22 protein-coding genes and 1 riboswitch are annotated in these 26,382 nt (G+C 67.0%); of the genes, 12 read left to right on the top strand and 10 right to left on the bottom strand.

Annotated features, from left to right (window positions below; all coding sequences use genetic code 11):
* Positions 1 to 93: 93 nt before the first annotated feature.
* The 7 genes from PcP3B5_RS26495 to PcP3B5_RS26465 all read right to left on the bottom strand — a co-directional run bounded on the left by PcP3B5_RS26495 (position 94) and on the right by PcP3B5_RS26465 (position 9,955).
* The gene (locus PcP3B5_RS26495; RefSeq protein WP_061562811.1) at positions 94 to 1,104 is read right to left on the bottom strand and encodes a sodium:calcium antiporter; all 1,011 of its coding nucleotides are present in this window, start codon (positions 1,102 to 1,104) and stop codon (positions 94 to 96) included.
* 63 nt (positions 1,105 to 1,167) lie between these two features.
* Positions 1,168 to 1,337: riboswitch (yybP-ykoY riboswitch) on the bottom strand.
* A 112-nt stretch (positions 1,338 to 1,449) separates the two neighbouring features.
* A complete protein-coding gene (locus PcP3B5_RS26490; RefSeq protein ID WP_043268982.1) occupies positions 1,450 to 1,701 on the bottom strand; it encodes a hypothetical protein in 252 nt (83 codons plus the stop codon).
* A 92-nt stretch (positions 1,702 to 1,793) separates the two neighbouring features.
* Complete coding sequence (locus PcP3B5_RS26485) at positions 1,794 to 3,179, bottom strand: sensor histidine kinase (RefSeq protein WP_061562810.1); 1,386 nt, start codon at positions 3,177 to 3,179, stop codon at positions 1,794 to 1,796.
* Positions 3,176 to 3,850, bottom strand: a complete 675-nt coding sequence (locus PcP3B5_RS26480) for a response regulator (protein ID WP_009613084.1) — start codon at positions 3,848 to 3,850, stop codon at positions 3,176 to 3,178. Before PcP3B5_RS26480 ends, PcP3B5_RS26485 begins: the two co-directional genes overlap by 4 nt.
* 241 nt (positions 3,851 to 4,091) lie before the next feature.
* Positions 4,092 to 6,923: an FAD-binding and (Fe-S)-binding domain-containing protein gene (locus PcP3B5_RS26475; protein ID WP_061562809.1), complete on the bottom strand. Its 2,832-nt coding sequence runs from the start codon at positions 6,921 to 6,923 to the stop codon at positions 4,092 to 4,094.
* A 139-nt stretch (positions 6,924 to 7,062) separates the two neighbouring features.
* The gene (gene lldD / locus PcP3B5_RS26470) at positions 7,063 to 8,208 is read right to left on the bottom strand and encodes an FMN-dependent L-lactate dehydrogenase LldD (protein WP_061562808.1); all 1,146 of its coding nucleotides are present in this window, start codon (positions 8,206 to 8,208) and stop codon (positions 7,063 to 7,065) included.
* A gap of 70 nt (positions 8,209 to 8,278) precedes the next feature.
* Positions 8,279 to 9,955, bottom strand: coding sequence for a lactate permease LctP family transporter (locus tag PcP3B5_RS26465; RefSeq protein ID WP_061562807.1), 1,677 nt, complete (start codon positions 9,953 to 9,955; stop codon positions 8,279 to 8,281).
* 318 nt (positions 9,956 to 10,273) lie between these two features.
* Here PcP3B5_RS26465 and PcP3B5_RS26460 point away from each other — a divergent pair, with 318 nt between their 5' ends.
* Entirely contained in the window at positions 10,274 to 11,038 is a 765-nt protein-coding gene (locus PcP3B5_RS26460) for an FCD domain-containing protein (RefSeq protein WP_009613080.1), read from the top strand.
* A 150-nt stretch (positions 11,039 to 11,188) separates the two neighbouring features.
* Here PcP3B5_RS26460 and smpB read toward each other — a convergent pair whose 3' ends face one another.
* Positions 11,189 to 11,668 carry an SsrA-binding protein SmpB gene (smpB, locus tag PcP3B5_RS26455; protein WP_043268990.1) on the bottom strand — a complete coding sequence of 160 codons (480 nt, stop codon included), beginning with the start codon at positions 11,666 to 11,668 and terminating at the stop codon, positions 11,189 to 11,191.
* A gap of 172 nt (positions 11,669 to 11,840) precedes the next feature.
* Between smpB and PcP3B5_RS26450 the strand changes: the two genes are divergently transcribed.
* Positions 11,841 to 12,275 carry a type II toxin-antitoxin system RatA family toxin gene (locus PcP3B5_RS26450; protein WP_043268992.1) on the top strand — a complete coding sequence of 145 codons (435 nt, stop codon included), beginning with the start codon at positions 11,841 to 11,843 and terminating at the stop codon, positions 12,273 to 12,275.
* Positions 12,268 to 12,576 (top strand): RnfH family protein, encoded by a 309-nt coding sequence (locus tag PcP3B5_RS26445; protein WP_061562806.1) that lies wholly within the window; start codon positions 12,268 to 12,270, stop codon positions 12,574 to 12,576. Before PcP3B5_RS26450 ends, PcP3B5_RS26445 begins: the two co-directional genes overlap by 8 nt.
* 60 nt (positions 12,577 to 12,636) lie before the next feature.
* Here the strand turns inward: PcP3B5_RS26445 and PcP3B5_RS26440 are convergent, their stop codons facing one another.
* Positions 12,637 to 13,170, bottom strand: coding sequence for an outer membrane protein assembly factor BamE (locus tag PcP3B5_RS26440; protein ID WP_043268997.1), 534 nt, complete (start codon positions 13,168 to 13,170; stop codon positions 12,637 to 12,639).
* Between the two features lie 96 nt (positions 13,171 to 13,266).
* On the opposite strand from PcP3B5_RS26440, the gene fur reads away from it, so the two are divergent.
* Positions 13,267 to 13,671, top strand: coding sequence for a ferric iron uptake transcriptional regulator (gene fur / locus PcP3B5_RS26435; protein WP_009613072.1), 405 nt, complete (start codon positions 13,267 to 13,269; stop codon positions 13,669 to 13,671).
* Between the two features lie 384 nt (positions 13,672 to 14,055).
* Here fur and recN read toward each other — a convergent pair whose 3' ends face one another.
* On the bottom strand, positions 14,056 to 15,732 hold the full coding sequence (gene recN / locus PcP3B5_RS26430) for a DNA repair protein RecN (RefSeq protein WP_061562805.1): 1,677 nt from the start codon (positions 15,730 to 15,732) through the stop codon (positions 14,056 to 14,058).
* Positions 15,733 to 15,901: 169 nt separating this feature from the next.
* On the opposite strand from recN, the gene grpE reads away from it, so the two are divergent.
* The 8 genes from grpE (at position 15,902) to greA (ending at position 26,375) form a co-directional block, all read left to right on the top strand.
* Positions 15,902 to 16,465 carry a nucleotide exchange factor GrpE gene (gene grpE, locus PcP3B5_RS26425; RefSeq protein ID WP_009613068.1) on the top strand — a complete coding sequence of 188 codons (564 nt, stop codon included), beginning with the start codon at positions 15,902 to 15,904 and terminating at the stop codon, positions 16,463 to 16,465.
* Positions 16,466 to 16,554: 89 nt separating this feature from the next.
* Positions 16,555 to 18,471 (top strand): molecular chaperone DnaK, encoded by a 1,917-nt coding sequence (dnaK, locus tag PcP3B5_RS26420; protein ID WP_009613067.1) that lies wholly within the window; start codon positions 16,555 to 16,557, stop codon positions 18,469 to 18,471.
* 122 nt (positions 18,472 to 18,593) lie between these two features.
* Positions 18,594 to 19,724 carry a molecular chaperone DnaJ gene (gene dnaJ / locus PcP3B5_RS26415; RefSeq protein ID WP_009613066.1) on the top strand — a complete coding sequence of 377 codons (1,131 nt, stop codon included), beginning with the start codon at positions 18,594 to 18,596 and terminating at the stop codon, positions 19,722 to 19,724.
* 87 nt (positions 19,725 to 19,811) lie between these two features.
* On the top strand, positions 19,812 to 20,618 hold the full coding sequence (gene dapB, locus PcP3B5_RS26410; protein WP_009613065.1) for a 4-hydroxy-tetrahydrodipicolinate reductase: 807 nt from the start codon (positions 19,812 to 19,814) through the stop codon (positions 20,616 to 20,618).
* A gap of 229 nt (positions 20,619 to 20,847) precedes the next feature.
* Positions 20,848 to 21,984, top strand: coding sequence for a glutamine-hydrolyzing carbamoyl-phosphate synthase small subunit (carA, locus tag PcP3B5_RS26405; protein WP_043269001.1), 1,137 nt, complete (start codon positions 20,848 to 20,850; stop codon positions 21,982 to 21,984).
* A gap of 26 nt (positions 21,985 to 22,010) precedes the next feature.
* Positions 22,011 to 22,661, top strand: a complete 651-nt coding sequence (gene leuE / locus PcP3B5_RS26400) for a leucine efflux protein LeuE (protein ID WP_099049140.1) — start codon at positions 22,011 to 22,013, stop codon at positions 22,659 to 22,661.
* A gap of 19 nt (positions 22,662 to 22,680) precedes the next feature.
* Positions 22,681 to 25,902: a carbamoyl-phosphate synthase large subunit gene (gene carB / locus PcP3B5_RS26395; protein WP_009613059.1), complete on the top strand. Its 3,222-nt coding sequence runs from the start codon at positions 22,681 to 22,683 to the stop codon at positions 25,900 to 25,902.
* Positions 25,899 to 26,375, top strand: a complete 477-nt coding sequence (gene greA / locus PcP3B5_RS26390; protein WP_009613057.1) for a transcription elongation factor GreA — start codon at positions 25,899 to 25,901, stop codon at positions 26,373 to 26,375. The genes carB and greA overlap by 4 nt, the downstream gene beginning before the upstream one ends.
* Positions 26,376 to 26,382 lie beyond the last annotated feature (7 nt).

The following is a 26,382-nucleotide window of genomic DNA, read 5'->3' as shown; positions in this document are numbered from 1 at the left end:
GCATGCAGCGGTGTGTCGGCAGGCGCCGGCCGGGCGCCTGGCGGAACCGTCAGTTTAGGCGCTGCGCCGTGGCTTGCACGGCGGCGCCGGCGTTCAGCGGCCGAGGGTGATGGCCAGGTAGGCGACGTAGAGCGCGCCGTTGCCCAGCAGCGCCCAGGCGGCGATGCCGTCGTGGCGGGCGTTGAGGCGCAGCCAGAGCGCCGCGCCGAGGGTCACCAGCACCCCTGTGAGCACTTCGATGCGCGGCTGCCAGGGCGTCAGCAGGATGCCGATGGCCGGCAGCAGGGTGCCCTGGAAGACCATGGCGCCGGTGATGTTACCGAAGGCCAGGGTGTCCTTGCCGCGGCGCACCCAGAGGATGCTGTTGACCTTCTCCGGCAGTTCGGTGGCGATGGGGATGATCAGCAGCGAGAGCAGCAGGGCGGAGATGCCGAGCAGATCGGACAGGCCCTCCACGCCGTGGATGAAGCCCTTGGCGCCGAGCACCAGCAGGGCCAGGCCCAGCGCCAGTTGCACGAGGATGGTGACGACGTTGGTCGGCAGGCCCAGGCGCGACAGCAACATGGGGTTTTCCGCCGCGGTGCCGTGGCCGTCTTCCACCAGGTCGCGGGAGGCGCGCAGGGTGAGGGTGATGTAGCCGATGTAGGTGAGCACCAGCAGCAGGCTCAGGCCAATGCGGTAGCTGTGCAGTTGCGAGGGCACGAACATCGCCACCGTGGCCAGGCAGAAGGCCAGGAGGAAGAAGTTGAGGTCGCGCAGCAGGCCGCTGCGCTCGGGCACCAGGCGCCCGCGCAGGCCGCGGCCACGGAGGACGAAGCAGGCCATCAGGCAGGTGGACAGGGTGGAGAGCATCAGCGGCGCGCCGAGGATGGCGCCCACGCCCACTTCTTCGTTGAGCGAGACGTTGCTGGTGCCGGCCACCAGCGCCAGCAGCGGCACCAGGGTTTCCGGCAGGGCGGTGCCGATGGCGGCGAACAGCGAGCCGGTGACGCCTTCGGAGATGCCCAGGCGCTCGCCCAGGTGTTCCAGGGCGTTGGTGAAGAGTTCGGCGGCGATCAGGATCAGCAACAGCATGCCGAGCAGTTCGAGGACGAAGGTCAGCATGGCGCGCGCTCCTCGCGGATGGAGGGCGATTCGGGGCGGAGGCGGTGCATCACGGTGGAACTCCCGGCCGGTGTAGTACCCATGACCATGCGCCTCCCCGGCCGTTGCGGAGGTTGCATGGTCAAAGGTCTTGCCAGGCTTTGCGCTGGCCACGCCATGGCCTGCCGGCCAAGGATGTTGACGTGGTCCCCGCCGGTGTTCCGGGCGGGCGGCTACTCCCCAATGACGCCGGGCATTCTAGCGGATTGCCCGGCGCGCTCAAGGGGTTGTTTCCTCATGTGTCGATTGCCGCGGCCCGGGGCCGCCGCGTTTCCCCGCTCGCGGCGGCGCCCGCCGGGCGTCGGTTCAGCTGCTGGACGAGGCTTTCAGCAGCTTGAGGGCCTTCTCGGTCATGGCCACGCAGGCCTGGGTATTGCCCTGTTCCTGGGCCTGGGCGGCCTTTTCCTGGAGCCGCATGGCCTGCTCCTGCACGCTGTCGCTGCGGTTGGTGCTCTGCATGCTCTCGTCGATTCTCTGCAGGTTGTCGCTGCAGCGGTCGGCGGCGAACACCGGCGACGCGAGCAGCGCAGCACTGATGAACAGGATGGTGGTTTTCATGATGCGGTACCTGTACGGCTGAACATGTCACAGGCGGCGACTCGCCAGGCGAGCGGGGCCTGCACGGTGGACTGCACCGCAGGTGCCGGGGTTCAGGAAAGTTGCGCGGACGGCAGTTCCACCCGCACGCCCAGGCCGCGCCCGTCCAGGCCGGGGTGCAGGCTGATGTGGCCCTGGTGGATTTCCACCACGCGCTTGACGATGGGCAGCCCCAGGCCGCTGCCGCCGGTGCCGGAGGCGACGCCGGGGCTGCGGTAGAAGCGGGTGAAGATGGCGGCCTGCTCGGCGGCGGCCACGCCGGGGCCGGAGTCCAGCACCCACAGCTGCACCTTGCTGCCCTCGGTGCCCAGGCGCACTTCCACGCGGCCGCCCTCGGGGGTGTAGCGCAGGGCGTTGCTCACCAGGTTGCCAAGCATGATGCCCAGCCACACCGGCACGCCCATGACCACGGCGCCCTGGCTCTCCAGGGTCAGTTCGATGCCCTTGTCGATGGCCTGGGGCGCCAGGTCGGCGATGGTTTCCTCGCTGAGCTGGCCGAGGTCGACGCGGGTGAAGGTCTCGTGCAGTTCCTCGTTGTCCAGGCGCGCCAGCAGGAGGATCTGCTCCATCAGCGTGCCGATGCGCTCGACGCTGCGGCTGACCTGCTGCAGGCCGTGGGCGAGCACCGCCGGGTCGGAGGAGCGCAGCGCCACCTGGGCATGGGTGCGCAGGCTGGCCAGGGGCGTGCGGATTTCGTGGGCGGCGTCGCTGGTCAGGCGGCGCTCGGCCTCCATGGCGGTGCCCAGGCGTTCGAGCAGCAGGTTGAGTTCGTTGACCAGGCTGTGCACTTCCACCGGTGCGCGGTTGAGCGCCAGCGGCTGCAGGCTGCGCGCGCTGCGCTGGTGCAGTTGCGCGGTGAGGCTGCGCAGCGGCGCCAGGCCGTTGTTGACGCCGAACCACACCAGCAGGGCCAGCAGCGGCAGGGCCAGCAGCAGCGGGAAGAGGGCGCTGAGCAGCAGCAGGTGCAGGGTGTGGCTGCGGTGGTGGAGGTTTTCCACTACCCAGATGCGCGCGTTTTCGTCGCGGGTGCTCAGTTGCAGGACGCGCCAGGTGATGCCGCCGTGCCTGATTTCGGAGAAGCCGGTCTCCAGGGTTTCCAGGCCCGTGGGCAGGCCGGGCGTGGCGAACAGCGGCTGGCCCTGGTACCAGAGGCTGTAGCCCAGGGCGGATTCGCGCTTGATCAGCGGCAGGCCCTCGATGGCCTTGCGGCTGCGGGCGATCAGCTCGCCCTGGCCGCCAGCGACGTCCACCAGGCGCAGGGCGGCCTCGCCGAAGTCGATCATGTCTTCGTCGTAGAGCCGGTCCACCTGGCGCGAGGCGAGGTGGTAGGTGAGGGTGCCGGCCAGCAGCCAGCACAGCGTCACGCCGCCGATCAGCAGCAGCAGTAGGCGCCGACTCAGCGAGCCGGCGCGGCGCGTGCGGCCGGGCGTGGCGCTCAAGGCGCGTCCTTGGCCGGGCGGTCGATGCCGTAGCCGATGCCGCGCACGGTGCGGATCAGCTCGTTGCCCAGCTTGCGCCGCAGGTGGTGGACGTGGACTTCGATGGCGTTGCTTTCCAGCTCGCCGTCCCAGCCATACAGGGCCTCGACCAGGCGAGTGCGCGAGAGCACCTTGCCGCGCTGTTCCAGCAGCAGGCGCAGCAGGGCGTATTCGCGCGGGGCCAGTTCCACCGGCTCGCCGCCCAGGCTGACCTGGTGGGTGGCCGGGTCCAGGCGCAGCTGGCCGTGTTCCAGCAGCGGCTGGGCGCGGCCGGTGTGGCGGCGGGTGAGGGCGCGCACGCGGGCCAGCAGTTCGTCGAGGTCGAAGGGCTTGCTCAGGTAGTCGTCGGCGCCGGCGTCCAGGCCGGCCACGCGGTCGGCCACCTTGTCGCGGGCGGTGAGGATCAGCACCGGGGTCATGTCGCCGCGCTTGCGCAGGCCGCGCAGCACTTCCATGCCGTCGCGCCGCGGCAGGCCGAGGTCGAGCACCAGCAGGTCGAACTCGTCGGTGGCCAGGGCCTGGTCGGCGGCCACGCCGTCGGTCACCCAGTCCACGGTGTCGCCTTCCAGGCCCAGCCCGGCGCGGATGCCGTCGCCCAGCAGCGGGTCGTCTTCAGCCAGCAGGATTCTCATCTTCACCCCCATTCGCATGCTGTCGCCGAGCAGGATAGCCGCAGCGGCGGCTTCGCGGCAGAGGCTGGCAGGGCTCGCTTAACGTGGAGTTAAGGCCGGCGCTTTTCGTAGGATGGGTTGAGCTTGCGAAACTCATGCGGTGGTGGCGATGGGTATCGCTTCGCTCAACCCATCCTACGGGGAGCTCGCCGGATGGTTGCGTGCCGGGGCAACGGCGGATAACCGCGAACGGTTATTCGCCCTACGGTGCGTCGATCCGCTGCGCCTGCGCGCGGGGGCGGGTTACCCGGTCCACCAGGTAGACCACGCCGTGGTAGTCGATGCCGCTGTGGGCGCTCAGGCCGATTTCGCAGGTGCGGCTGGTGGAGATGCCTTCTTCGCAGTACTGCACCGCGTCCTTCAGGCTGCGCAGCGAGTGGGCGTTGAGTTCCGGGGTGGTGAAGCCCTTGTCGCCGGCGAAGCCGCAGCAGTGGATGCCTTCGGGGATCACCACTTCGTTCGTGCAGCGGCGCACCAGGTCGATCAGCGCCTGGCTTTCGCCCAGGTGCTGGGTGCTGCAGGTGACGTGCACCGCCACCGGTTTGTCCAGCGGCTGGAAGTCCAGGCGTTCGACCAGGAAGCTGCGGATGAACTTCACCGGGTCGTAGATCCGCAGCCGGCTGTCGGCCAGCTCCTGGACCAGGCGCAGGGTGCAGGGGCTGGTGTCGCAGTAGATCGGGTCGAGCCCGCCGCGGCTGGCCTGCAGCAGCGCGGCCAGCAGTTCGTCGCGCTTGTCGTCGGCCTGCTGCTTGTAGCCCTTGGAGGCGAAGGGCTGGCCACAGCAGAGGTTGTCGGCGTTGTCCGGGAACACCACCTGGTAGCCGGCTTTCTCCAGCAACTGGCGGGTCTTGTCGATCAGCGGCACCTGTTCCTCGTCGCCGGCCGCCGGGCCCATGGCGCGTGACACGCAGGCGGTGAGGTAGACCACCCGCGGCTTGTCGGCGATATCGCTGGCTGCCGGCAGGCTGAAGCGCACCGGCTGCGGCATGGCCGGCGTCCACTGCGGCACGCGGCCCTTGCTGGCATGGCTGATGGAGGCGCTGAGGCTGGCCAGGCGCGGGGCGCCGAGCAGCCTGCGCGCGCCGTTGGCGGCATGCAGCATGAAGCGCGCACCTTGCATAGCCGTGGCGAAGTTGCGCGCCAGCCAGGTGGCGGTGCCGGCGTGGCGGGCCTGCTCGCCGCGCAGTTTCTTCACCAGCTCGCCGGTGTTGATGTTCACCGGGCAACGCTGGGCGCACAGGCCGGTGGCGGCGCAGGTGTCGATGCCCTGGTACTGGTAGTCGCGCTCCAGTTGCGTGGTGTCGACGCCGCTGCGGCGCTTGGCCTGGATGTCGCGCCACATGACGATGCGCTGGCGCGGGCTCAAGGTCAGGCCCTTGGACGGGCAGACCGGCTCGCAGAAGCCGCACTCGATGCACTTGTCGACGATCTCGTCGGCGGCCGGCAGCGGCTTGAGGTTCTTCAGGTGCAGTTGCGGGTCGTCGGTGAGGATGACGCCGGGGTTGAGGATGCCCTTGGGGTCGAGCAGGCGCTTGAGCTGCCACATCAGCTGGTAGGCGTCGTGGCCCCATTCCAGTTCGACGAAGGGCGCCATGTTGCGCCCGGTGCCGTGCTCGGCCTTCAGCGAGCCGCCGTATTCCACCGCCACCAGGTGCGCCACGTCGTCCATGAAGGCAGAGTAGCGCGCCACCTGCTCGGGCGAGTCGAAGCCCTGGGTGAAGACGAAGTGCAGATTGCCCTCCAGCGCGTGGCCGAACAGGATCGCCTCGTCGTAGCCGTGCTTGTCGAACAGTTCGATCAAGCGGTTCACGCCCTCGGCCAGTTGTTCGACGGGGAAGGTGACGTCTTCGATGATCACCGTGGTGCCGGTCTCGCGCACCGCGCCAACGGCCGGGAAGGTGTCCTTGCGGATGCGCCAGAGCTGGTTGTAGACGAGCGGGTCTTCGCTGAAGTCGACCTGCTTCTCCACCGGGAATTCGGCGATGGAGGCCATGATCTGCGCGAGCTGTTCGTGCAGCAGCGTCTGCGTCGCCGCGCGGGATTCGATGAGCAACGCGCAGGCGCCGACGGACAGGCTCTTCACCCACACCGGCATGCCCTGCATGTTCTCCACCGAGCGCAGGCTGCGGCGGTCCAGCAGCTCCACGGCGGACACCGGCTGCTGCTTGAGCAGCGGCACGGCCTTGCAGCAGGTTTCCACGTCGGGGAAGACGATCAGCGCGCTGGCCTTGTGCGGGTGGTCCGGCACGGTGTCGTAGGTCACTGCGCTGATGAAGCCCAGGGTGCCTTCGGAGCCGACCATCAGGTGGGTGAGGATGTCCAGCGGCTGGTCGTAGTCCACCAGGGCGTTGAGCGAGAAGCCGGTGGTGTTCTTCAGGCGGTACTTGTGGCGGATCTTCGCCGCCAGCTCGGTGTTGGCGCGGGTCTGCCGGCCCAGTTCGGCCAGTTGTTCCAGCAGCTCGCCGTGGCTGGCCTGGAAGGCCTCGATGCTGGCTGCGTCCTCGCTGTCCAGCAGGGTGCCGTCGGCCAGCACCAGGCGCAGGCCGGCCAGGGTGTTGTAGCTGTTCTGCGCGGTGCCGCAGCACATGCCGCTGGCGTTGTTGGCGACGATGCCGCCGATCTTGCAGGCGTTGATCGAGGCCGGGTCCGGGCCGATCTTGCGGCCGAAGGGCGCCAGCCAGGCGTTGGCCTGGGCGCCGATGACACCGGGCTGCAGGCGGATCTGCCCGCCGCTGGCGCGGATGTCGCGGCCGTTCCAGTTGTCGCCCAGCACCAGCAGCACCGAGTCGCTGACCGCCTGGCCGGAAAGGCTGGTGCCGGCGGCGCGGAAGGTCACCGCCACCTGCTGGGCGTGGGCGGCGCGCAGCAGGGTGCGCACCTCGTCTTCGCTCTCCACGCGGATCACCAGCTTGGGGATCAGCCGGTAGAAGCTGGCGTCGGTGCCGAAGGCCAGGGTCGAGAGCGGGTCGTCGAAGCGGCGCTCGCGGGGGATCAGGTGTTCTACCGTGTCGAGGAACGCGGCGGGCAGGCTCATGGCGGCTCCAGTCATCATCGGTGAGCGTGGACCGCTGGACGGCCCATCGGTGTTCTTTTGATTTTGCAGGAGCGAGCTGGCTCGCGAACCCGCTGGGCGGCTCGGAGCCGGGCAAGCTCGCTCCTACAGGGGGGCGCCTTCAGGCGCCGAGTTCGCGCACCAGCGAATCGCGGGTGATTTCGCCGATCGACTTGGCGCCGGTGAGCACCATGGCCACGCGCATTTCCTTCTCGATCAGCTCCAGCAGGTTGCGCACGCCGGCCTCGCCATCCACCGCCAGGGCGTAGAGGAAGGCGCGGCCGAGCAGCACGCTGTCGGCGCCCAGGGCGATCATGCGGACCACGTCCAGGCCGTTGCGGATGCCGGAGTCGGCGAGGATGGTCAAATCGCCCTTCACCGCGTCGGCGATGGCCGGCAGGGCGCGGGCGCTGGACAGCACGCCGTCGAGCTGGCGGCCGCCGTGGTTGGAGACGACGATGCCGTCGGCGCCGAATTTCACCGCGTCCTTGGCGTCCTCGGGGTCGAGGATGCCCTTGATCACCATCGGGCCTTCCCAGAAGTCGCGGATCCACTCCAGGTCCTTCCAGGAAATCGACGGGTCGAAGTTGGCGCCCAGCCAGCCGATGTAGTCGGCCAGGCCCGTGGGGTTGCCGCGGTATTTGGAGATGTTGCCCAGGTCATGCGGGCGGCCCAGCAGGCCCACGTCCAGCGCCCACTGCGGGTGGGTCATGGCCTGCCACATGCGCCGCAGCGGGGCGTTCGGGCCGCTCATGCCGGAGTGCGCGTCGCGGTAGCGGGCGCCGGGCACCGGCATGTCCACGGTGAACACCAGGGTCGAGCAGCCGGCGGCCTTGGCCCGCTCCAGGGCGTTCTTCATGAAGCCGCGGTCCTTCAGCACGTAGAGCTGGAACCACATGGGCCGGTCGATGGCCGGCGCCACTTCCTCGATCGGGCACACCGAGACGGTCGACAGGGTGAAGGGCACGCCCTTGGAGGCCGCGGCGCGCGCCGCCTGCACTTCGCCGCGGCGGGCGTACATGCCGGTCAGGCCGACCGGGGCCAGGGCCACCGGCATCGCCAGTGTCTCGTTGAACAGCCGGGTTTCCAGGCTCAGCTCGGACATGTTCTTCAGCACGCGCTGGCGCAGGGCGATGTCCGACAGGTCCGCCACGTTGCGGCGCAGGGTGTGCTCGGCGTAGGCGCCGCCGTCGGCGTAATGGAACAGGAAGGGCGGAATCTTGCGTTGGGCCGCGGCGCGGTAGTCGGTGGAGGCGGAAATGATCATCTGGCAGGGCACCGGTTGGGGTGGACGGTGAAGGCCGGGCCCCGTAGCGCTGGGACCCGGCAGGTACAGCTTAGTGAACGAGCATGCCGGTGAAGACATAGGCCTGCAGCAGGGTGATCACGCCGATCACCGCGGCGAACAGCAGGCTGTGCTTCAGGGTGAAGCGGAACAGGTCGGATTCCTTGCCGACCATGCCGGTGGCGGCGCAGGCCACGGCGATGGATTGCGGCGAGATCATCTTGCCGGTCACGCCACCGGTGGTGTTGGCGGCCACCAGCAGGGTGTCGTTGACGCCGATCTGGTGCGCGGTGGTGCCCTGCAGGGCGCCGAACAGTGCGTTGGACGAGGTGTCCGAACCGGTCAGGAACACGCCCAGCCAGCCGAGGAACGGCGAGAAGAACGGGAAGGCCGCGCCGGTGCCGGCCAGGACTAGGGCCAGGGTGGTGGACATGCCGGAGAAGTTGGTGACGAAGGCGAAGGCCAGCACCATGCCGATGGACAGCACCGGCCACTTCAGCTCGACCAGGGTTTCCTTGAAAGTGGTCAGACCAGTTTTCGCGGCGATGCGCAGGATGAACATCGAGACGATCGCGGAGATCATGATCGCGGTGCCGGTGGCGGCCAGCGGGTCGAACTTGAACACGGCCGGCAGCGCGGTGGCGGCGGCAGCGATCGGCGGGCCCTTGAATACCAGTTGGTCCAGGCCCGGGATCGGGAAGTTGAACACCAGGCTGTAGAGCGCGCCGCCGGGCAGGAACATGGCCTTGAACGGCTTCAGCGTCCAGATGGTGACCAGCACGGTGAGCACCAGGAACGGCGACCAGGCCTTGATGATCTCGCCGGTGCTGTAGGGCGAGGGTTCGGAGCGCGGCGCGTTGCCGCCGCCGACCACGGCTGCGCCGCCGGAGACGCCGACCACTTCGACGGCGTTGGCCGGTTGCCAGACTTTCAGGAACAGGGTCAGGCACACCAGGCTGATCAGCGCGGAGGTGATGTCCGGCAGTTCCGGGCCGATGAAGTTGGAGGTGAAGTACTGGCTGACGGCGAAGCTGCCGCCGGCGACCAGGGCGGCCGGCCAGGTTTCCTTCACGCCCTTGAGGCCGTCCATCATGAACACCAGCCAGAACGGCACCAGCAGCGACAGCAGCGGCAGCTGGCGGCCGGCCATGGCGCCGATCTTGAAGGCGTCGATGCCCGAGACCTGGCCGGCGACGATGATCGGAATGCCCAGGGCGCCGAAGGCCACCGGCGCGGTGTTGGCGATCAGGCACAGGCCGGCGGCGTATAGCGGGTTGAAGCCCAGGCCGACGAGCAGGGCGGCGGTGATCGCCACCGGCGCGCCGAAGCCGGCCGCGCCTTCCAGGAAGGCGCCGAAGGAGAAGCCGATCAGCAGCACCTGCAGGCGTTGGTCGGAGGTGATCGACAGGACCGAGCTGCGGATGATCTCGAACTGCCCGCTCTTGACCGTCAGTTTGTACAGGAACACCGCCGCGACGATGATCCAGGCGATCGGCCAGAGGCCGTAGAGGAAGCCGTAGAACGCGGCGCCCAGGGCCTTGCCGACCGGCATGCCGTAGGCGGCGATGGCGACGACGATGGAGAGGATCAGGGTGATGGTGCCGGCGACGTGGCCCTTGAGGCGGAACACGGCGAGGGCGAGGAAGAAGAAGACGATCGGGATCACGGCGACCAGCGCGGACAGGCCGAGGCTGCCGAGCGGGGTATAGATCTGCTGCCAGGTTTGCATGCTGTTTTGGCTCCTAATTGTTTTTTGATTGGAGTCTAGTCTTGCGCCGTGTCGTGGGTTTGGCGCCGCCCCGGGCGGGGTTGGCGGCAGGCGGACGACCGTCTCGGCGTATCTCGCGAAAATTGGTAATACCAATTTACAAAAGCGAGCGCTCAGAGTAAAAGCATCCCTGTAGGCTGTCAATTTGCGGCGCTACAACTTTTGTCGGACCGGGCGATCCAGGCGATCGCCGGGCTTGTTGTGGTGGGCGCCGCTGGTTAGGCTGCCGCCCCTGCGAAACGGGGCCTTCCGCCAGGCGGGCCGAGAGGTGGGGAAAAGATGGCTTTCAATCAGGTACGGCAGCGCCGCTTGTCGGACGATATCGTCGAGCGTCTGGAGGCGATGATCCTCGAGGGCACGCTCAAGGCGGGCGAACGCCTGCCGGCCGAGCGGGTGCTGGCCGAGCAGTTCGGCGTGTCGCGGCCTTCGCTGCGCGAGGCGATCCAGAAGCTGGTGGCCAAGGGGCTGCTGGTCAGCCGCCAGGGCGGCGGCAACTATGTCGCGCAGTCCCTGGGCTCGACCTTCAGCGACCCGTTGCTGCACCTGCTGGAGAGCAACCCCGAGGCGCAGCGCGACCTGCTGGAGTTCCGCCACACCCTGGAAGGCTCCTGCGCCTACTACGCCGCGCTGCGCGCCACCGAGGTGGACCACCAGCGCCTGACCAGCGCCTTCGAGACGCTGCAGGCCTGCTATCAGCGCAACGACAAGGTCAGCGAGGAGGAGGGGGCGGCCGACGCCAGTTTCCACCTGGCCATTGCCGAGGCCAGCCACAACACCGTGCTGCTGCATACCATCCGCGGCCTGTTCGACCTGCTCAAGCACAACGTGGTGACCAACATCGGCGGCATGTACGCCCAGCGCACGGAAACCCGCGAGCAACTGATGAGCCAGCACCGCGAGCTGTACGACGCGATCATGCAGGGCCGGGCGGAAGAGGCGCGGGAGATTTCCCACCGGCACATTTCCTATGTGCGGGAAGTGCTGGAGGAGGCACAGGACGAAGTGCGGCGCCTGGAGCGGGCGCAGCGCAGGCTGGGGGTTTAACGGCAGGAACCTGCAGGAGCGAGCAAGCTCGCTCCTACGAAAAGCGGGGGCTGGCGTCAGCTTCGTAGGATGGGTTGAGCCTTGGCGAAACCCATGCTGTCACGGTGATGGGTATCGCTTCGCTCCACCCATCCTACGAAAAGCCTGGCGTCAGTCGTCCTTGCCGTGTCGCATGGCGCGCTGGATCTCGCGATTGGAATCGCGTTCCTTCTCGGTGTCGCGCTTGTCGTATTCCTTCTTGCCCTTGGCCAGCGCGATCTCGCACTTGATCAGGTGCTTCTTCCAGTACATCGACAGCGCCACGCAGGCGTAGCCCTTCTGCTGCACCGCGCCGAACAGCTTGCCCAGCTCGCGCTTGTGCAGCAGCAGCTTGCGCGTGCGCACCGGGTCGGCGATCACGTGGGTGCTGGCAGTGGTCAGCGGGGTGATGTGGCTGCCCAGCAGCCAGGCCTCGCCGTCCTTGAGCAGGACGTAGCTGTCGACCAACTGGGCCTTGCCGGCGCGCAGGCTCTTGACCTCCCAGCCGGCCAGGGCGATGCCCGCCTCGAAGCGTTGCTCGATGAAGTAGTCGTGCAGAGCCTTCTTGTTCTGCGCGATGGTCCCCTGGGGGTGTTTCTTCTGTTTAGCCATAGGCCGCGCATTATAGGGAGTCGCTCGTCGCGCCGCCATCGGGGACGACCAATTCCGGGTGCGGCGGGATGCGCGCTTGAGGGTGGGTGGCTAATCTCGGAGAATGCGCGCTGTTTTTCGTACCGTTGGAGGCCGGTTCGCCGGCGTCCGCCACTGAAGAAGCGAGACCCCTATGAGCACGCATATCCAGCGTTCGGCCCTGCTGCCCTATCCCGCGAAGGCGCTGTACGACCTGGTCAACGATGTGGCGCGCTACCCGGAGTTCCTGCCCTGGTGCTCGGCGAGCAAGGTGCTGGAGGAAAGCGAAACGGCGATGCGCGCCGAGCTCAGTGTGGCCAAGGGCAACCTGTCGCAGCGCTTCAGCACGCGCAACGTGCTGGTGCCCGGGCAGAGCATCGAGATGAACCTCGAGGACGGCCCGTTCTCCGAGCTGCACGGCGTGTGGACCTTCAAGGCCCTGGGCGACAAGGCCTGCAAGATCACCCTGGACCTGACCTTCGATTACGCCGGCGCCCTGGTCAAGGCGACCCTCGGGCCGCTGTTCACCCAGGCGGCCAACACCATGGTCGACGCCTTCTGCCAGCGCGCCAAGCAGCTGTATGGCTGATAAGCGCAGCATCGCCATCGAGGTGGTCTGCGCGCTGCCCGAGCGCCAGCGCCTGCTGCGCCTGAGTGTGCCCTATGGCACGCGGGTGCGCGAGGCGGTGAGGTTGTCCGGCATCGCTGCGCAGTTCCCCGAGCTGGACGTGCTCGACAGCCCGCTGGGCATCTTCGGCAAGGCGGTCGCCGACCCGGACGGCCGGGTGCTGGAGGAGGGCGAGCGGGTGGAAATCTACCGGCCGCTGATCGCCGACCCCAAGGAAGTGCGCAAGCAGCGTGCCGCCCGCGCCAAGGCCAGAAAGGGCTGAGCGAAACACGCGGACATGAAAAAGCCCGGTCGATGCCGGGCTTTTTCATGGATGTGCCGGTTACTGCGGATTGGTTTCCAGCGGTTCCGGGGTGGGCACGGCGACCGGCTTGGCCTCGTCGACTTCGCGCTGCAGCTGTTCTTCCACCGAGCCCGGCTTGGCCGGCTCTTCCTTGGGCTGCTCCGGCTTCTGCTGTTGCGGCTGCTCGGGTGAAGCGGGGGTGGATTCCTTGCCGAGGATGGCCTCGTCGCGGCTGACGCCCGGGCGGAAGTCGCCGTTCAGGCCGATCAACTGGTCGTTGCCGTTGAACATCAGGCTGACGCGCTCCTGCTGGCGCTGGCCGCCGCCGGGCTGGATGCTGTACAGGTAGTCCCAGCGGTCGGGGTGGAAGGTATCCACGATCAGCGGGTTGCCCATGATGAAACGCACCTGCCGACGGGTCATTCCCGGCTTCAGTTGGTCTATCATGTCTTGTGTTACGACGTTGCCTTGCTGGATGTCGATCTTGTAGACCCCCGGGAACGAACAACCGGCGAGTGCGGCTAGTCCCATTGCGAATGCGAGACTGGTCAGCATGAGCTTGGTGTTTTGCATCGGGGGGTGACTTCCACTATCTTGGCTGGGCGACGAAACCCCGATCATACCCGCATTGAAGGATGCTGCGAAGCATTCCGCGCCGAGAAAGCACACATGGTTGAAAATAGCGAACTGCGCAAGGCCGGCCTGAAAGTCACCCTGCCGCGCGTCAAGATCCTGCAGATGCTCGATTCCGCCGAGCAACGCCACATGAGCGCCGAGGACGTCTACAAGGCGCTGATGGAGGCTGGCGAGGATGTCGGCCTGGCCACCGTGTACCGCGTGTTGACCCAATTCGAGGCAGCCGGCCTGGTGGTGCGCCACAACTTCGACGGCGGCCACGCCGTGTTCGAACTGGCCGACAGCGGCCACCACGACCACATGGTCTGCGTGGATACCGGCGAGGTCATCGAGTTCATGGACAGCGAGATCGAGAAGCGCCAGAAGGAAATCGTCAAGGAGCGCGGCTTCGAGCTGGTGGACCACAACCTGGTCCTGTACGTGCGCAAGAAGAAATAAAGCCTTGCAACGAACGGAAAACGGCGGCCCTGGGGCCGCCGTTTTCATTTTCAGGGGGATTTCAGGTGAGATTGGCGCGTAGGCGCAACTGTCTGCGCCGAGGCGCTTTTCGTAGGATGGGTTGAGCTTGCGAAACCCATGCGGTGGTGGTGATGGGTATCGCTTCGCTCAACACCATCCTACGAAAAGCCATGCTCGCTCATGCGGTAGGAGCGGACCTTGTCCGCGATAGTCGGAGGTCTCGGCGCGATTCGCGGATGAGATCCGCTCCTACAGGTTGCCCATGCGCCGTGCCCTTGTAGGAGCGCGCCCTGCGCGCGAATCGCAGGCAGGGCCTGCTCCTACGAGAAGCCGCCGTGTTCGTAGGGCTTTGTTCGCGATCGTTCAGCCCTGCAGCGCCCGGTCCACCATCTTGCGGGCGTGGGCCAGGGATTCCTTGGTCATGTCCACGCCGCCGAGCATGCGGGCGATCTCTTCTATGCGTTCGGCCTTCTTCAGGTTGGCCACCGCGGTGCGGGTTTCGCTGCTGCCGCGCTCCTTGTGCACGAACAGGTGCTGGTGGCCCTGGGCCGCGACCTGCGGCAGGTGGGTGACGGTCAGCACCTGGCCGCCTTCGCCCAGGCGGCGCAGCAGTTGGCCGACCACTTCCGCGGTGGGGCCGCCGATGCCGACGTCCACTTCGTCGAAGACCAGGGTGGGCGTGCGCGAGGTTTGCGCGGTGATCACCTGGATGGCCAGGCTGATGCGCGACAGTTCGCCGCCGGAGGCGACCCGCGCCAGGCCCTTGAGCGGCTGCCCGGGGTTGGCGCTGACCAGGAATTCCAGCTGCTCCAGGCCGTTGGCCTGGGGCTCGTCGGCGGGGGCGTCGCTCAGTTCGATGGCGAAGCGCCCGCCAGGCATGCCCAGGCGCTGCATTTCCGTTTCCACCAGGGTGGCCAGCTGCGGGGCGGCCTGGCGGCGCAGGGCGCTGAGTTCCGCGGCTTTTTCCTGGTAATGGCGCTCGTAGGCGGCCAGTTCCTCGCCCAGGCGTTCCGCGGCTTCGTCGTCGGCGTTCAGTGCCTCCAGTTCCTCCAGCAGGCGCTGTTGCAGGGCTTGCAGGTCGTGGGGCTGCACGCGGTGCTTGCGGGCCAGGCTGTAGATGGCGTCCATGCGTTCTTCCAGTAGCTGCAGGCGGCTGGGGTCGGCATCGAAGTTGTCGACGAAACGGTTCAGCTCGCCCACCGCTTCCTCTACCTGGATCTGCGCGCTGGACAGCAGGTTGACCGCCTCGGCCAGCGCCGCGGGCTGGCTCTGGAAGGCGGTCAGGCGGTTGAGGCTGGCGGTCAGCACCGACAACACGTTGCCGGCGTCGCTTTCGCTGCACATGTCCACCACCTGGCGGCAGGCGCCGATCAGCGCGCCGGCGTTGCTCAGGGTCTTGTGCTCGGCCTCCAGCGCCTCCAGTTCGTTCTCGCCCAGGGCCAGGTTCTCCAGTTCGTCCAGCTGGTAGCTGAGCAACTGGTGGCGGGCGCGCTGTTCGTCGCTGCTGCGCGACAGGCGGTCGAGTTCCTGGCGCGTCTGCTTCCAGCGCTGCGCGGCCAGCTGTACCTGGCGCGCCAGGTCCTGGCTGCCGGCGTATTCGTCGAGCAGGCGGCGGTGGGTGTCGGCCTTGAGCAGCGACTGGTGCTCGTGCTGGCTGTGGATATCGATCAGCAGTTCGCCCAGGGCCTTGAGGTCGCCCAGGGTGCAGGGCGTGCCGTTGATGTAGCCGCGCGAGCGGCCTTCGGCGGTGATCACCCGGCGCAGGATGCACGGGCCGTCCTGCTCCAGGTCGCGCTCGGCGAGCCAGTCGCGGGCCTCGGCGATGGCGCCGACGTCGAAGCTGGCGAGGATGTCGGCCTTGTCCGCGCCGGGGCGCACCACGCCGCTGTCGGCGCGGTCGCCCAGGGCCAGGCCGAGGGCGTCGAGCATGATCGACTTGCCGGCGCCGGTCTCGCCGGTGATCACGGTCATGCCGGCGGCGAGCTCGAGATCGAGGTGCTCGACGATGGCGTAGTTGTGCACGGAGAGATGAACCAGCATGGAGGCGGCTCCGGTGAAAAGGTCTGTTTATTTATACAGTATTTTTTGCCGCTGGCAATTCATCGCCCGCCCCTTGAACCGGCGCAAATGGCCCCCATATAGCCGGCAGAGCCGCGAGCCATTGGGTTCGCTTTGTTTTCAAAGGCTTTTTCTTTTTTAGGAGAGTGGCATGTCTGACGAGCAACAGACTCAGGATTCGCACCTGAACGAGCAGCCGGAACAGGTTGCCGGCGACGACCTGAACGCCCGCGTGCTGGACCTCGAGGAACAGCTGGCCGCGGCCAAGGACCAGAGCCTGCGCGTCGCCGCCGAGCTGCAGAACGTGCGTCGCCGCGCCGAGCAGGATATCGAGAAGGCGCACAAGTTCGCCCTGGAGAAGTTCTCCGGCGACCTGCTGCCGGTGGTCGACACCCTGGAGCGCGCGCTGGAGATGTCCAGCCCGGACGACGAGGCGATCAAGCCGATGCGCGAAGGCATCGAGCTGACCCTCAAGATGTTCCACGACACCCTCAAGCGCTACAACCTGGAGCCGGTCGACCCCCACGGCGAGCCGTTCAACCCCGAGCACCACCAGGCGATGGCGATGGAGGAGAGCGTTCACCTGGAGCCCGGCAGCGTGGTCAAGGTGTTCCAGAAGGGCTACCTGCTCAACGGTCGCCTGCTGCGCCCGGCCATGGTCGTGGTCAGCAAGGCACCCGAGCAAACCCCGCCTTCGATCGACGAGAAGGCTTGAAATCCGCCACCCGGTCCCCATCTGGGTAATCAACCGAGCACAAGGTCCGCAGCGGGATCAGCACGGAATCTAATTTCTGGAGAGTGAATATGGGCAAAATCATTGGTATCGACCTGGGGACCACCAACTCCTGCGTCTCCATCCTGGAAAACGGCAGCGTCAAGGTGATCGAGAACGCCGAAGGCGCTCGCACCACCCCGTCGATCATCGGCTACGCCAACGACGGCGAAATCCTGGTCGGCCAGCCGGCCAAGCGCCAGGCGGTCACCAACCCGAAGAACACCCTGTACGCGGTGAAGCGCCTGATCGGCCGTCGCTTCGAAGAAGACGTCGTGCAGAAAGACATCAAGATGGTGCCGTACAGCATCGTCAAGGCTGACAACGGCGACGCCTGGGTCGAAGCCAAGGGCCAGAAGATGGCCCCGCCGCAGGTTTCCGCCGAAGTCCTGAAGAAGATGAAGAAGACCGCCGAGGACTACCTGGGCGAGCCGGTCACCGAAGCGGTCATCACCGTGCCGGCCTACTTCAACGACAGCCAGCGCCAGGCCACCAAGGACGCCGGCCGCATCGCCGGCCTGGACGTCAAGCGCATCATCAACGAGCCGACCGCGGCTGCGCTGGCCTACGGCCTGGACAAGGCCAAGGGCGACCACACCATCATCGTCTACGACCTGGGCGGCGGCACCTTCGACGTCTCGGTGATCGAGATCGCCGAAGTCGACGGCGAGCACCAGTTCGAAGTGCTGGCCACCAACGGCGACACCTTCCTCGGTGGCGAAGACTTCGACCTGCGCCTGATCGACTACCTCGTCGACGAGTTCAAGAAAGAGACCGGCATGGACCTCAAGGGCGACCCGCTGGCCATGCAGCGCCTGAAAGAGGCTGCCGAGAAGGCCAAGATCGAGCTGTCCTCGACCCAGCAGACCGACGTCAACCTGCCGTACATCACCGCCGACGCCAGCGGCCCGAAACACCTGAACGTCAAGGTGTCCCGCGCCAAGCTGGAGTCCCTGGTGGAAGACCTGGTGCAGCGCACCATCGAGCCCTGCCGCGTGGCCCTGAAGGACGCCGGCCTGGACGTGTCGAAGATCGACGAAGTGATCCTCGTCGGCGGCCAGACCCGCATGCCGCTGGTGCAGAAGACCGTCGCCGAGTTCTTCGGCAAGGAAGCGCGCAAGGACGTCAACCCGGACGAAGCCGTGGCCATGGGTGCCGCCATCCAGGGCGCCGTGCTGGCCGGCGACGTCAAGGACGTGCTGCTGCTCGACGTCACCCCGCTGACCCTGGGCATCGAGACCCTGGGTGGCGTGATGACCGCGCTGATCGACAAGAACACCACCATCCCGACCAAGAAGTCGCAGGTGTTCTCCACCGCCGACGACAACCAGGGCGCCGTGACCATCCACGTGCTGCAGGGCGAGCGCAAGCAGGCCGCGCAGAACAAGTCCCTGGGCAAGTTCGACCTGGCCGATATCCCGCCGGCGCCGCGCGGCGTGCCGCAGATCGAAGTGACCTTCGACATCGACGCCAACGGCATCCTGCACGTGTCCGCCAAGGACAAGGCCACCGGCAAGCAGCAGTCCATCGTGATCAAGGCCTCTTCGGGCCTGTCCGAGGACGAGATCCAGCAGATGGTGCGCGATGCCGAGGCCAACGCCGAGGAAGACCGCAAGTTCGAGGAACTGGCTGCTGCCCGCAACCAGGGCGATGCGCTGGTCCATGCGACTCGCAAGATGGTCACCGAGGCTGGCGACAAGGCCACCGCCGAGGAGAAGGCTGCCATCGAGAAGGCGCTGGCCGACCTGGAAGCCGCCGTGAAGGGCGACGACAAGGCCGAGATCGAAGCGAAGATGAACGCGCTGTCCCAGGCGTCCACCCCGCTGGCGCAGAAGATGTACGCCGAGCAACCGCAGCCGGGCGCCGAAGCCCAGTCCGGCGATGCTGACCACAAGGCCGGCGACGACGTGGTCGACGCCGAGTTCGAAGAGGTCAAGGAGAACAAGTAAGCCTCGTGCAAGCTTGCGCTCCGGCGCACCGACCAGCGTGTCGGTGCGCATGAAACGTCACGCGGGGGCTTGCTCCCGCGTCGGCGTGTCTGGGGGAGAGGTTTTCAAGGTGCAAAGAATTTATGGCCAAACGTGATTTCTACGAGGTACTGGGTGTCGAGCGTGGCGCCAGCGAGTCGGACCTGAAGAAGGCCTACCGCCGGCTGGCCATGAAGTACCACCCGGACCGCAATCCCGGCGACAAGGAAGCCGAGGATAAATTCAAGGAGGCCAACGAGGCGTACGAGATCCTGTCCGACGCCAGCAGGCGCGCGGCCTACGATCAGTACGGCCACGCCGGCGTCGACCCGCAGATGGGCGGCGGTGGCGCCGGCTTCGGTGGCGCGAGCTTCTCGGACATCTTCGGCGACGTCTTCAGCGACTTCTTCGGTGGCGGCGGCGGTGGCCGTGGCGGCCGCGGCGGCCCGCAGCGCGGCGCCGACCTGCGCTACACCCTGGACCTGGACCTGGAAGACGCGGTCCGCGGCACCACCGTGACCATCCGCGTGCCGACCCTGGTCGGCTGCAAGACCTGCAGCGGCAGCGGTGCCAAGCCCGGCACCTCGCCGGTCACCTGCACCACCTGCGGCGGCATCGGCCAGGTGCGCATGCAGCAGGGCTTCTTCTCGGTGCAGCAGACCTGCCCGCGCTGCCATGGCAGCGGCAAGATGATCAGCGACCCCTGCGGCACCTGCCATGGCCAGGGCCGCGTGGAAGAGCAGAAGACGCTGTCGGTCAAGGTGCCGGCCGGCGTCGACACCGGCGACCGCATCCGCCTCACCGGCGAGGGCGAGGCCGGGGCCCATGGCGGCCCGGCGGGCGACCTCTACGTGGTGGTCAACGTGCGCGAGCACGACATCTTCCAGCGCGACGGCAAGCACCTGTACTGCGAAGTGCCGATCAGCTTCGCCGACGCCGCCCTGGGCGGTGAGCTGGAAGTGCCGACGCTGGATGGCCGGGTGAAGCTGAAGATCCCGGAAGGCACCCAGACCGGCAAGCTGTTCCGCCTGCGCGGCAAGGGTGTGGCCCCGGTGCGCGGCGGTGGCGCCGGCGACCTGATGTGCCGCGTGGTGGTCGAGACCCCGGTGAACCTGGACAAGCGCCAGCGCGAACTGCTCGAGGAGTTCCGCAGCAGCCTGCAGGGCGACACCTCCCACTCGCCCCGCGCCAGTGGCTGGTTCGAAGGCATGAAGCGCTTCTTCGACGATTTATAAGTGATGGGCTGGAAGCTCGAAGCTGGAGGCTTGAAGCGGGCCGGCTCGGGCTTCCGGCTTCTGGCTTCCAGCTTGGAGCTTTCTGTTATGCGACGTATAGCCGTAATGGGCGCCGCCGGGCGCATGGGCAAGAACCTGATCGAGGCGGTGCAGCAGACCAACGGCAGCGCCGGCCTGACCGCCGCCATCGACCGCCCGGACAGCACCCTGGTGGGCGCCGACGCCGGTGAACTGGCCGGCCTGGGCCGCATCGGCGTGCCGCTGTCGGGCGATCTGGCGAAGGTGGTCGACGAGTTCGACGTGCTGATCGACTTCACCCATCCCACCGTGACCCTGAAGAACCTGGAAGTCTGCCGCAAGGCCGGCAAGGCCATGGTCATCGGCACCACCGGTTTCTCCGTGGAGGAGAAGGCCCTGCTGGCCGAAGCCGCCAAGGACATCCCGATCGTCTTCGCCGCCAACTACAGCGTCGGCGTCAACCTCTGCCTGAAGCTGCTGGACACCGCCGCCCGCGTGCTGGGCGACGAAGTGGACATCGAGATCATCGAGGCCCACCACCGGCACAAGGTCGACGCGCCGTCCGGCACCGCCTTGCGCATGGGCGAAGTGGTGGCCAATGCCCTGGGGCGTGACCTGGAGAAGGTGGCGGTCTACGGTCGCGAGGGCCAGACCGGCGCCCGCGAGCGCGAGACCATCGGCTTCGCCACCGTGCGCGCCGGCGACGTGGTGGGCGACCACACCGTGCTGTTCGCCGCCGAGGGCGAGCGCGTGGAGATCACCCACAAGGCCTCCAGCCGCATGACCTTCGCCCGCGGCGCGGTGCGTGCGGCGCTGTGGCTGGAAGGGCAGGGCAGCGGCCTGTACGACATGCAGGACGTGCTCGGGCTGCGCTGAGCGCCTGCCGCGCGTCGGCATGACGGGGCAAAAATGACCCAGCGGTAGCGTTACGCGTCGTGCAAAAGGTGGACCATTATGTCGCGTTTCTGTAAACTACAGATTTAGTGTGTCCACTAAAAGCAGCGCAGCATGAACCATATAAAAAGCGGGATGACCTCTTCTGATGTCATCCCGCTTTTTTACAACCTGCGCACGCCCAGCCAGGCTTGATTCACGGGAGGTCTTCTTGACTAAGCCAGCCATACTTGCACTTGCCGACGGCAGCATTTTTCGCGGTGAAGCCATCGGTGCCGACGGTCAGACCGTCGGCGAGGTGGTGTTCAACACCGCCATGACCGGCTACCAGGAAATCCTTACCGATCCTTCCTATGCCCAACAGATCGTCACCCTGACCTACCCGCACATCGGCAACACCGGGACCACCCCGGAAGACGCCGAAGCCAACCGCGTCTGGGCCGCCGGCCTGATCATCCGCGACCTGCCGTTGCTGGCCAGCAGCTGGCGCAACAAGCAGTCGCTGCCCGACTACCTGAAGGAAAACGGCACCGTCGCCATCGCCGGTATCGATACCCGCCGCCTGACGCGCATCCTGCGCGAGAAGGGCTCGCAGAACGGCTGCATCCTCGCCGGCGACGACGCCACCGAAGAGAAGGCGCTGGAACTGGCGCGTTCCTTCCCGGGCCTGAAGGGCATGGACCTGGCCAAGGTGGTGTCCTCCACCGAGCGCTACGAGTGGCGCTCCAGCGTGTGGAACCTGGAAACCGACAGCCACCCGGAAATCCCCGCCGCCGAGTTGCCCTACCACGTGGTCGCCTACGACTTCGGCGTCAAGCTGAACATCCTGCGCATGCTGGTGGCCCGCGGCTGCCGCCTGACCGTGGTGCCGGCGCAGACCCCGGCCAGCGAAGTGCTGGCGCTGAACCCGGACGGCATCTTCCTCTCCAACGGCCCCGGCGACCCCGAGCCGTGCGACTACGCCATCCAGGCCATCCGCGAGTTCCTTGACACCGAGATCCCGGTCTTCGGCATCTGCCTCGGTCACCAACTGCTGGCCCTGGCGTCGGGCGCCAAGACCATGAAGATGGGCCACGGCCACCACGGCGCCAACCACCCGGTGCAGGACCTGGATACCGGCGTGGTGATGATCACCAGCCAGAACCACGGCTTCGCGGTGGACGAGGAAACCCTGCCGGGCAACCTGCGCGCCACCCACAAGTCGCTGTTCGACGGCACCCTGCAGGGCATCGAGCGCACCGACAAGGTGGCCTTCAGCTTCCAGGGCCACCCGGAAGCCAGCCCCGGCCCGCACGACGTGGCGCCGCTGTTCGACCGTTTCATCTCGGCCATGGCCGAGCGTCGCTGAGGGCTGCGAAGAGGTAAGCGAAGATGATGCCGACCCTGGGAATCACCGACCTCTGGACCTACGTCCTGGGTACGCTGTTCATCGTCCTGCTGCCGGGCCCGAACTCGCTGTTCGTGCTGGCCACCGCCGCCCAGCGTGGCGTCGGCGCCGGCTACCGGGCGGCCAGCGCGGTGTTCCTGGGCGATGCCATCCTGATGCTGCTGTCGGCCCTGGGCATCGCCTCGCTGCTCAAGGCCGAGCCGGTGCTGTTCCTCGGCCTGAAGTACGCCGGCGCCGCCTACCTGTTCTACCTGGGCCTGGGCATGCTCCGCGGCGGCTTGCAGAAGCTGCGCCAGCCGCTGGAACAGGCTGCCCCGGCGAAGGAAGTGGACGTCGCCCAGCCGTTCCGCAAGGCGCTGCTGCTGAGCCTGTCGAACCCCAAGGCGATCCTCTTCTTCGTGTCCTTCTTCATCCAGTTCGTCGACCCGGGCTATGCCTACCCCGGCGTGTCGTTCCTGGTGCTGGGCACGATCCTCGAGGTCATCAGCGCCCTCTACCTCAGCTTCCTGATCTTTTCCGGTGTGCGCCTGGCGGCCTGGTTCCGCCGCCGGCAACGACTGGCGGCCGGCGCCTCGAGCGGCGTCGGCGCCCTGTTCGTCGGCTTCGGCGTGAAGCTGGCCAGCGCAACCCTTTCCTGAATATTGCAACGAGAGTCCCATGCCCAAGCGTACAGACATCAAGAGCATCCTGATCCTCGGTGCCGGCCCCATCGTCATCGGCCAGGCCTGCGAATTCGACTACTCCGGCGCCCAGGCCTGCAAGGCCCTGAAGGAAGAAGGCTTCCGCGTCATCCTGGTGAACTCCAACCCGGCCACCATCATGACCGACCCGGCCATGGCCGACGCCACCTACATCGAGCCGATCAAGTGGCAGACCGTGGCCAAGATCATCGAGAAGGAGCGCCCCGACGCGCTGCTGCCGACCATGGGCGGCCAGACCGCGCTGAACTGCGCGCTGGACCTGGAGCGCCACGGCGTGCTGGAGAAGTTCGGCGTCGAGATGATCGGCGCCAATGCCGACACCATCGACAAGGCCGAGGACCGCTCGCGCTTCGACAAGGCCATGAAGGCCATCGGCCTGGCCTGCCCGCGCTCGGGCATCGCCCACAGCATGGAAGAGGCCTACGGCGTGCTGGAGCAGGTCGGCTTCCCCTGCATCATCCGTCCGTCCTTCACCATGGGCGGCACCGGCGGCGGCATCGCCTACAACCGAGAAGAGTTCGAAGAAATCTGCGCCCGCGGCCTGGACCTGTCGCCGACCAACGAACTGCTGATCGACGAATCGCTGATCGGCTGGAAGGAATACGAGATGGAGGTTGTCCGCGACAAGAAGGACAACTGCATCATCGTCTGCTCCATCGAGAACTTCGACCCCATGGGCGTGCACACCGGTGACTCCATCACCGTGGCCCCGGCGCAGACCCTGACCGACAAGGAATACCAGATCATGCGCAACGCCTCCCTGGCGGTGCTGCGCGAGATCGGCGTGGAGACCGGCGGTTCCAACGTGCAGTTCGGCATCTGCCCGGACACCGGGCGCATGGTCGTGATCGAGATGAACCCGCGGGTGTCGCGTTCCTCGGCCCTGGCCTCCAAGGCCACCGGCTTCCCGATCGCCAAGATCGCCGCCAAGCTGGCCGTCGGCTACACCCTCGACGAACTGCAGAACGACATCACCGGCGGCCGCACCCCGGCGTCCTTCGAGCCGGCCATCGACTACGTCGTGACCAAGGTGCCGCGCTTCGCCTTCGAGAAATTCCCCAAGGCCGACGCCCGCCTGACCACCCAGATGAAATCCGTGGGCGAGGTCATGGCCATCGGCCGTACCTTCCAGGAGTCGGTGCAGAAAGCCCTGCGCGGCCTGGAAGTGGGCGTTGCCGGCTTCGATCCGAAACTCGACCTGGCCGACCCGGAAGCCGAGGGCATCCTGCGCCGCGAGCTGACCGTGCCGGGCGCCGAGCGCATCTGGTACGTGGCCGATGCCTTCCGCGCCGGCAAGAGCATCGAAGAAGTCTTCGCCCTGACCAAGATCGACGAATGGTTCCTGGTGCAGATCGAGGACCTGATCAAGGAAGAAGAGAAGGTCAAGACCCTCGGCCTGTCCGGCATCGACGCCGACCTGATGCGCAAGCTCAAGCGCAAGGGCTTCTCCGACGCGCGCCTGGCCAAGCTGCTGGGCGTGACCGAGAAGAACCTGCGCAGCCACCGCCACAAGCTGAAGGTCGTGCCGGTGTACAAGCGCGTGGACACCTGCGCCGCCGAATTCGCCACCGACACCGCCTACATGTACTCGACCTACGAGGAAGAGTGCGAGGCCAACCCGTCCGGCCGCGACAAGATCATGATCCTCGGCGGCGGTCCGAACCGCATCGGCCAGGGCATCGAGTTCGACTACTGCTGCGTGCACGCGGCGCTGGCGATGCGCGAAGACGGCTACGAGACCATCATGGTCAACTGCAACCCGGAGACCGTCTCCACCGACTACGACACTTCCGACCGCCTGTACTTCGAGCCGGTGACCCTGGAAGACGTGCTGGAGATCGTCCGCGTCGAGCAGCCCAAGGGCGTGATCGTCCAGTACGGCGGCCAGACCCCGCTGAAACTCTGCCGCGCCCTGGAAGAGGCCGGCGTGCCGATCATCGGCACCAGCCCCGACGCCATCGACCGCGCCGAGGACCGCGAGCGCTTCCAGCAGATGGTCCAGCGCCTGAACCTGCGCCAGCCGGCCAACGCCACCGCGCGCAGCGAAGACGAGGCCCTGAGCCTGTCGAAGAACATCGGCTACCCGATGGTGGTGCGCCCGTCCTACGTACTGGGCGGCCGGGCGATGGAAATCGTCTACCAGGAAGAAGAGCTCAAGCGCTACATGCGCGAGGCGGTGAAGGTCTCCAACGACAGCCCGGTGCTGCTCGACCGCTTCCTCAACTGCGCCATCGAAGTGGACATCGACGCGGTCTGCGACGGCGAGACCGTGGTGATCGGCGCCATCATGCAGCACATCGAGCAGGCCGGCGTGCACTCCGGCGACTCCGCGTGCTCGCTGCCGCCGTACTCGCTGCCCAGGCACATCCAGGACGAGATCCGCGAACAGGTCAAGAAGATGGCCCTGGAGCTGGGCGTGGTCGGCCTGATGAACGTGCAGATGGCCGTGCAGGGCGAGGACATCTACGTGATCGAGGTGAACCCGCGCGCCTCGCGTACCGTGCCCTTCGTCTCCAAGTGCATCGGCGAATCCCTGGCCAAGATCGCGGCGCGCGTCATGGCTGGCAAGAGCCTCGCCGAAGTCGGCTTCACCGAAGAGGTGATCCCGCCGTACTATAGCGTCAAGGAAGCGGTGTTCCCGTTCGCCAAGTTCCCTGGCGTCGACCCCATCCTCGGCCCGGAAATGAAATCCACCGGCGAGGTCATGGGCGTGGGCGACAGCTTCGGCGAGGCTTTCGCCAAGGCCCAGCTGGGCGCCAGCGAGATCCTGCCGAACGCCGGTTGCGCCTTCATCAGCGTCCGCGAGGACGACAAGCCGCAGGCCGTGCAGGTCGCTCGCGACCTGGTCGCGCTGGGCTTCGAGGTGGTCGCCACCGCTGGTACCGCCAAGGTGATCGAGGCGGCCGGCCTGCCGGTGCGTCGCGTGAACAAGGTGACCGAGGGCCGCCCCCACGTGGTCGACATGATCAAGAACGACGAAGTCACCCTGATCATCAACACCACCGAAGGCCGCCAGTCGATCGCCGATTCCTATTCGATCCGTCGTAACGCCCTGCAGCACAAGATCTACTGCACCACCACCATCGCGGCGGGGCAGGCGATCTGCGAGGCGCTCAAGTTCGGTCCCGAGAAGACCGTTCGCCGGCTGCAGGACCTGCATGCAGGAATCAACGCATGAGCAAATTCCCGATGACCGTCCAGGGCGCCCGCGCCCTGGAAGAAGAACTGAAACACCTGAAGACCGTTCTGCGCCCGCAGATCACCCAGGCCATCGCCGAAGCGCGTGAGCTGGGCGACCTCAAGGAAAACGCCGAGTACCATGCCGCCCGCGAGCAGCAGGGCATGTCCGAGGCGCGCATCCGCGACATCGAGGCCAAGCTGTCCAACGCGCAGATCATCGACGTCACCACCATCCCGCACACCGGCAAGGTGATCTTCGGCACCACCGTGGACATCGCCAACGTCGAGACCGACGAGACCGTGACCTACCAGATCGTCGGCGACGACGAGGCCGACATCAAGGCGCGCAAGATCTCGGTCAACTCGCCGATCGCCCGCGCGCTGATCGGCAAGACCGAGGGCGACGCCGTGCTGGTGAAGACCCCGGGCGGCGACGTCGAGTACGAGATCGTTGAAGTCCGCCACGCCTGAGTCGCGT

The sequence above is a fragment of the Pseudomonas citronellolis genome, from assembly GCF_001586155.1.
Lineage (GTDB): Bacteria > Pseudomonadota > Gammaproteobacteria > Pseudomonadales > Pseudomonadaceae > Pseudomonas > Pseudomonas citronellolis.
The sequence above is the reverse complement of the archived record's forward strand: the minus strand, read 5'-3'. Positions and strand labels throughout refer to the sequence as shown.

Bases quoted from the DNA above. Each gene is read 5' to 3' on its own strand.
- PcP3B5_RS26495 (WP_061562811.1), bottom strand. From the start codon at position 1,104: ATGCTGACCTTCGTCCTCGAACTGCTCGGCATGCTGTTGCTGATCCTG.
- PcP3B5_RS26490 (WP_043268982.1), bottom strand. From the start codon at position 1,701: ATGAAAACCACCATCCTGTTCATCAGTGCTGCGCTGCTCGCGTCGCCG.
- PcP3B5_RS26480 (WP_009613084.1), bottom strand. From the start codon at position 3,850: ATGAGAATCCTGCTGGCTGAAGACGACCCGCTGCTGGGCGACGGCATC.
- PcP3B5_RS26475 (WP_061562809.1), bottom strand. From the start codon at position 6,923: ATGAGCCTGCCCGCCGCGTTCCTCGACACGGTAGAACACCTGATCCCC.
- lldD (WP_061562808.1), bottom strand. From the start codon at position 8,208: ATGATCATTTCCGCCTCCACCGACTACCGCGCCGCGGCCCAACGCAAG.
- PcP3B5_RS26465 (WP_061562807.1), bottom strand. From the start codon at position 9,955: ATGCAAACCTGGCAGCAGATCTATACCCCGCTCGGCAGCCTCGGCCTG.
- PcP3B5_RS26460 (WP_009613080.1), top strand. From the start codon at position 10,274: ATGGCTTTCAATCAGGTACGGCAGCGCCGCTTGTCGGACGATATCGTC.
- smpB (WP_043268990.1), bottom strand. From the start codon at position 11,668: ATGGCTAAACAGAAGAAACACCCCCAGGGGACCATCGCGCAGAACAAG.
- PcP3B5_RS26450 (WP_043268992.1), top strand. From the start codon at position 11,841: ATGAGCACGCATATCCAGCGTTCGGCCCTGCTGCCCTATCCCGCGAAG.
- PcP3B5_RS26445 (WP_061562806.1), top strand. From the start codon at position 12,268: ATGGCTGATAAGCGCAGCATCGCCATCGAGGTGGTCTGCGCGCTGCCC.
- PcP3B5_RS26440 (WP_043268997.1), bottom strand. From the start codon at position 13,170: ATGCAAAACACCAAGCTCATGCTGACCAGTCTCGCATTCGCAATGGGA.
- fur (WP_009613072.1), top strand. From the start codon at position 13,267: ATGGTTGAAAATAGCGAACTGCGCAAGGCCGGCCTGAAAGTCACCCTG.
- recN (WP_061562805.1), bottom strand. From the start codon at position 15,732: ATGCTGGTTCATCTCTCCGTGCACAACTACGCCATCGTCGAGCACCTC.
- grpE (WP_009613068.1), top strand. From the start codon at position 15,902: ATGTCTGACGAGCAACAGACTCAGGATTCGCACCTGAACGAGCAGCCG.
- dnaK (WP_009613067.1), top strand. From the start codon at position 16,555: ATGGGCAAAATCATTGGTATCGACCTGGGGACCACCAACTCCTGCGTC.
- dnaJ (WP_009613066.1), top strand. From the start codon at position 18,594: ATGGCCAAACGTGATTTCTACGAGGTACTGGGTGTCGAGCGTGGCGCC.
- dapB (WP_009613065.1), top strand. From the start codon at position 19,812: ATGCGACGTATAGCCGTAATGGGCGCCGCCGGGCGCATGGGCAAGAAC.
- leuE (WP_099049140.1), top strand. From the start codon at position 22,011: ATGCCGACCCTGGGAATCACCGACCTCTGGACCTACGTCCTGGGTACG.
- carB (WP_009613059.1), top strand. From the start codon at position 22,681: ATGCCCAAGCGTACAGACATCAAGAGCATCCTGATCCTCGGTGCCGGC.
- greA (WP_009613057.1), top strand. From the start codon at position 25,899: ATGAGCAAATTCCCGATGACCGTCCAGGGCGCCCGCGCCCTGGAAGAA.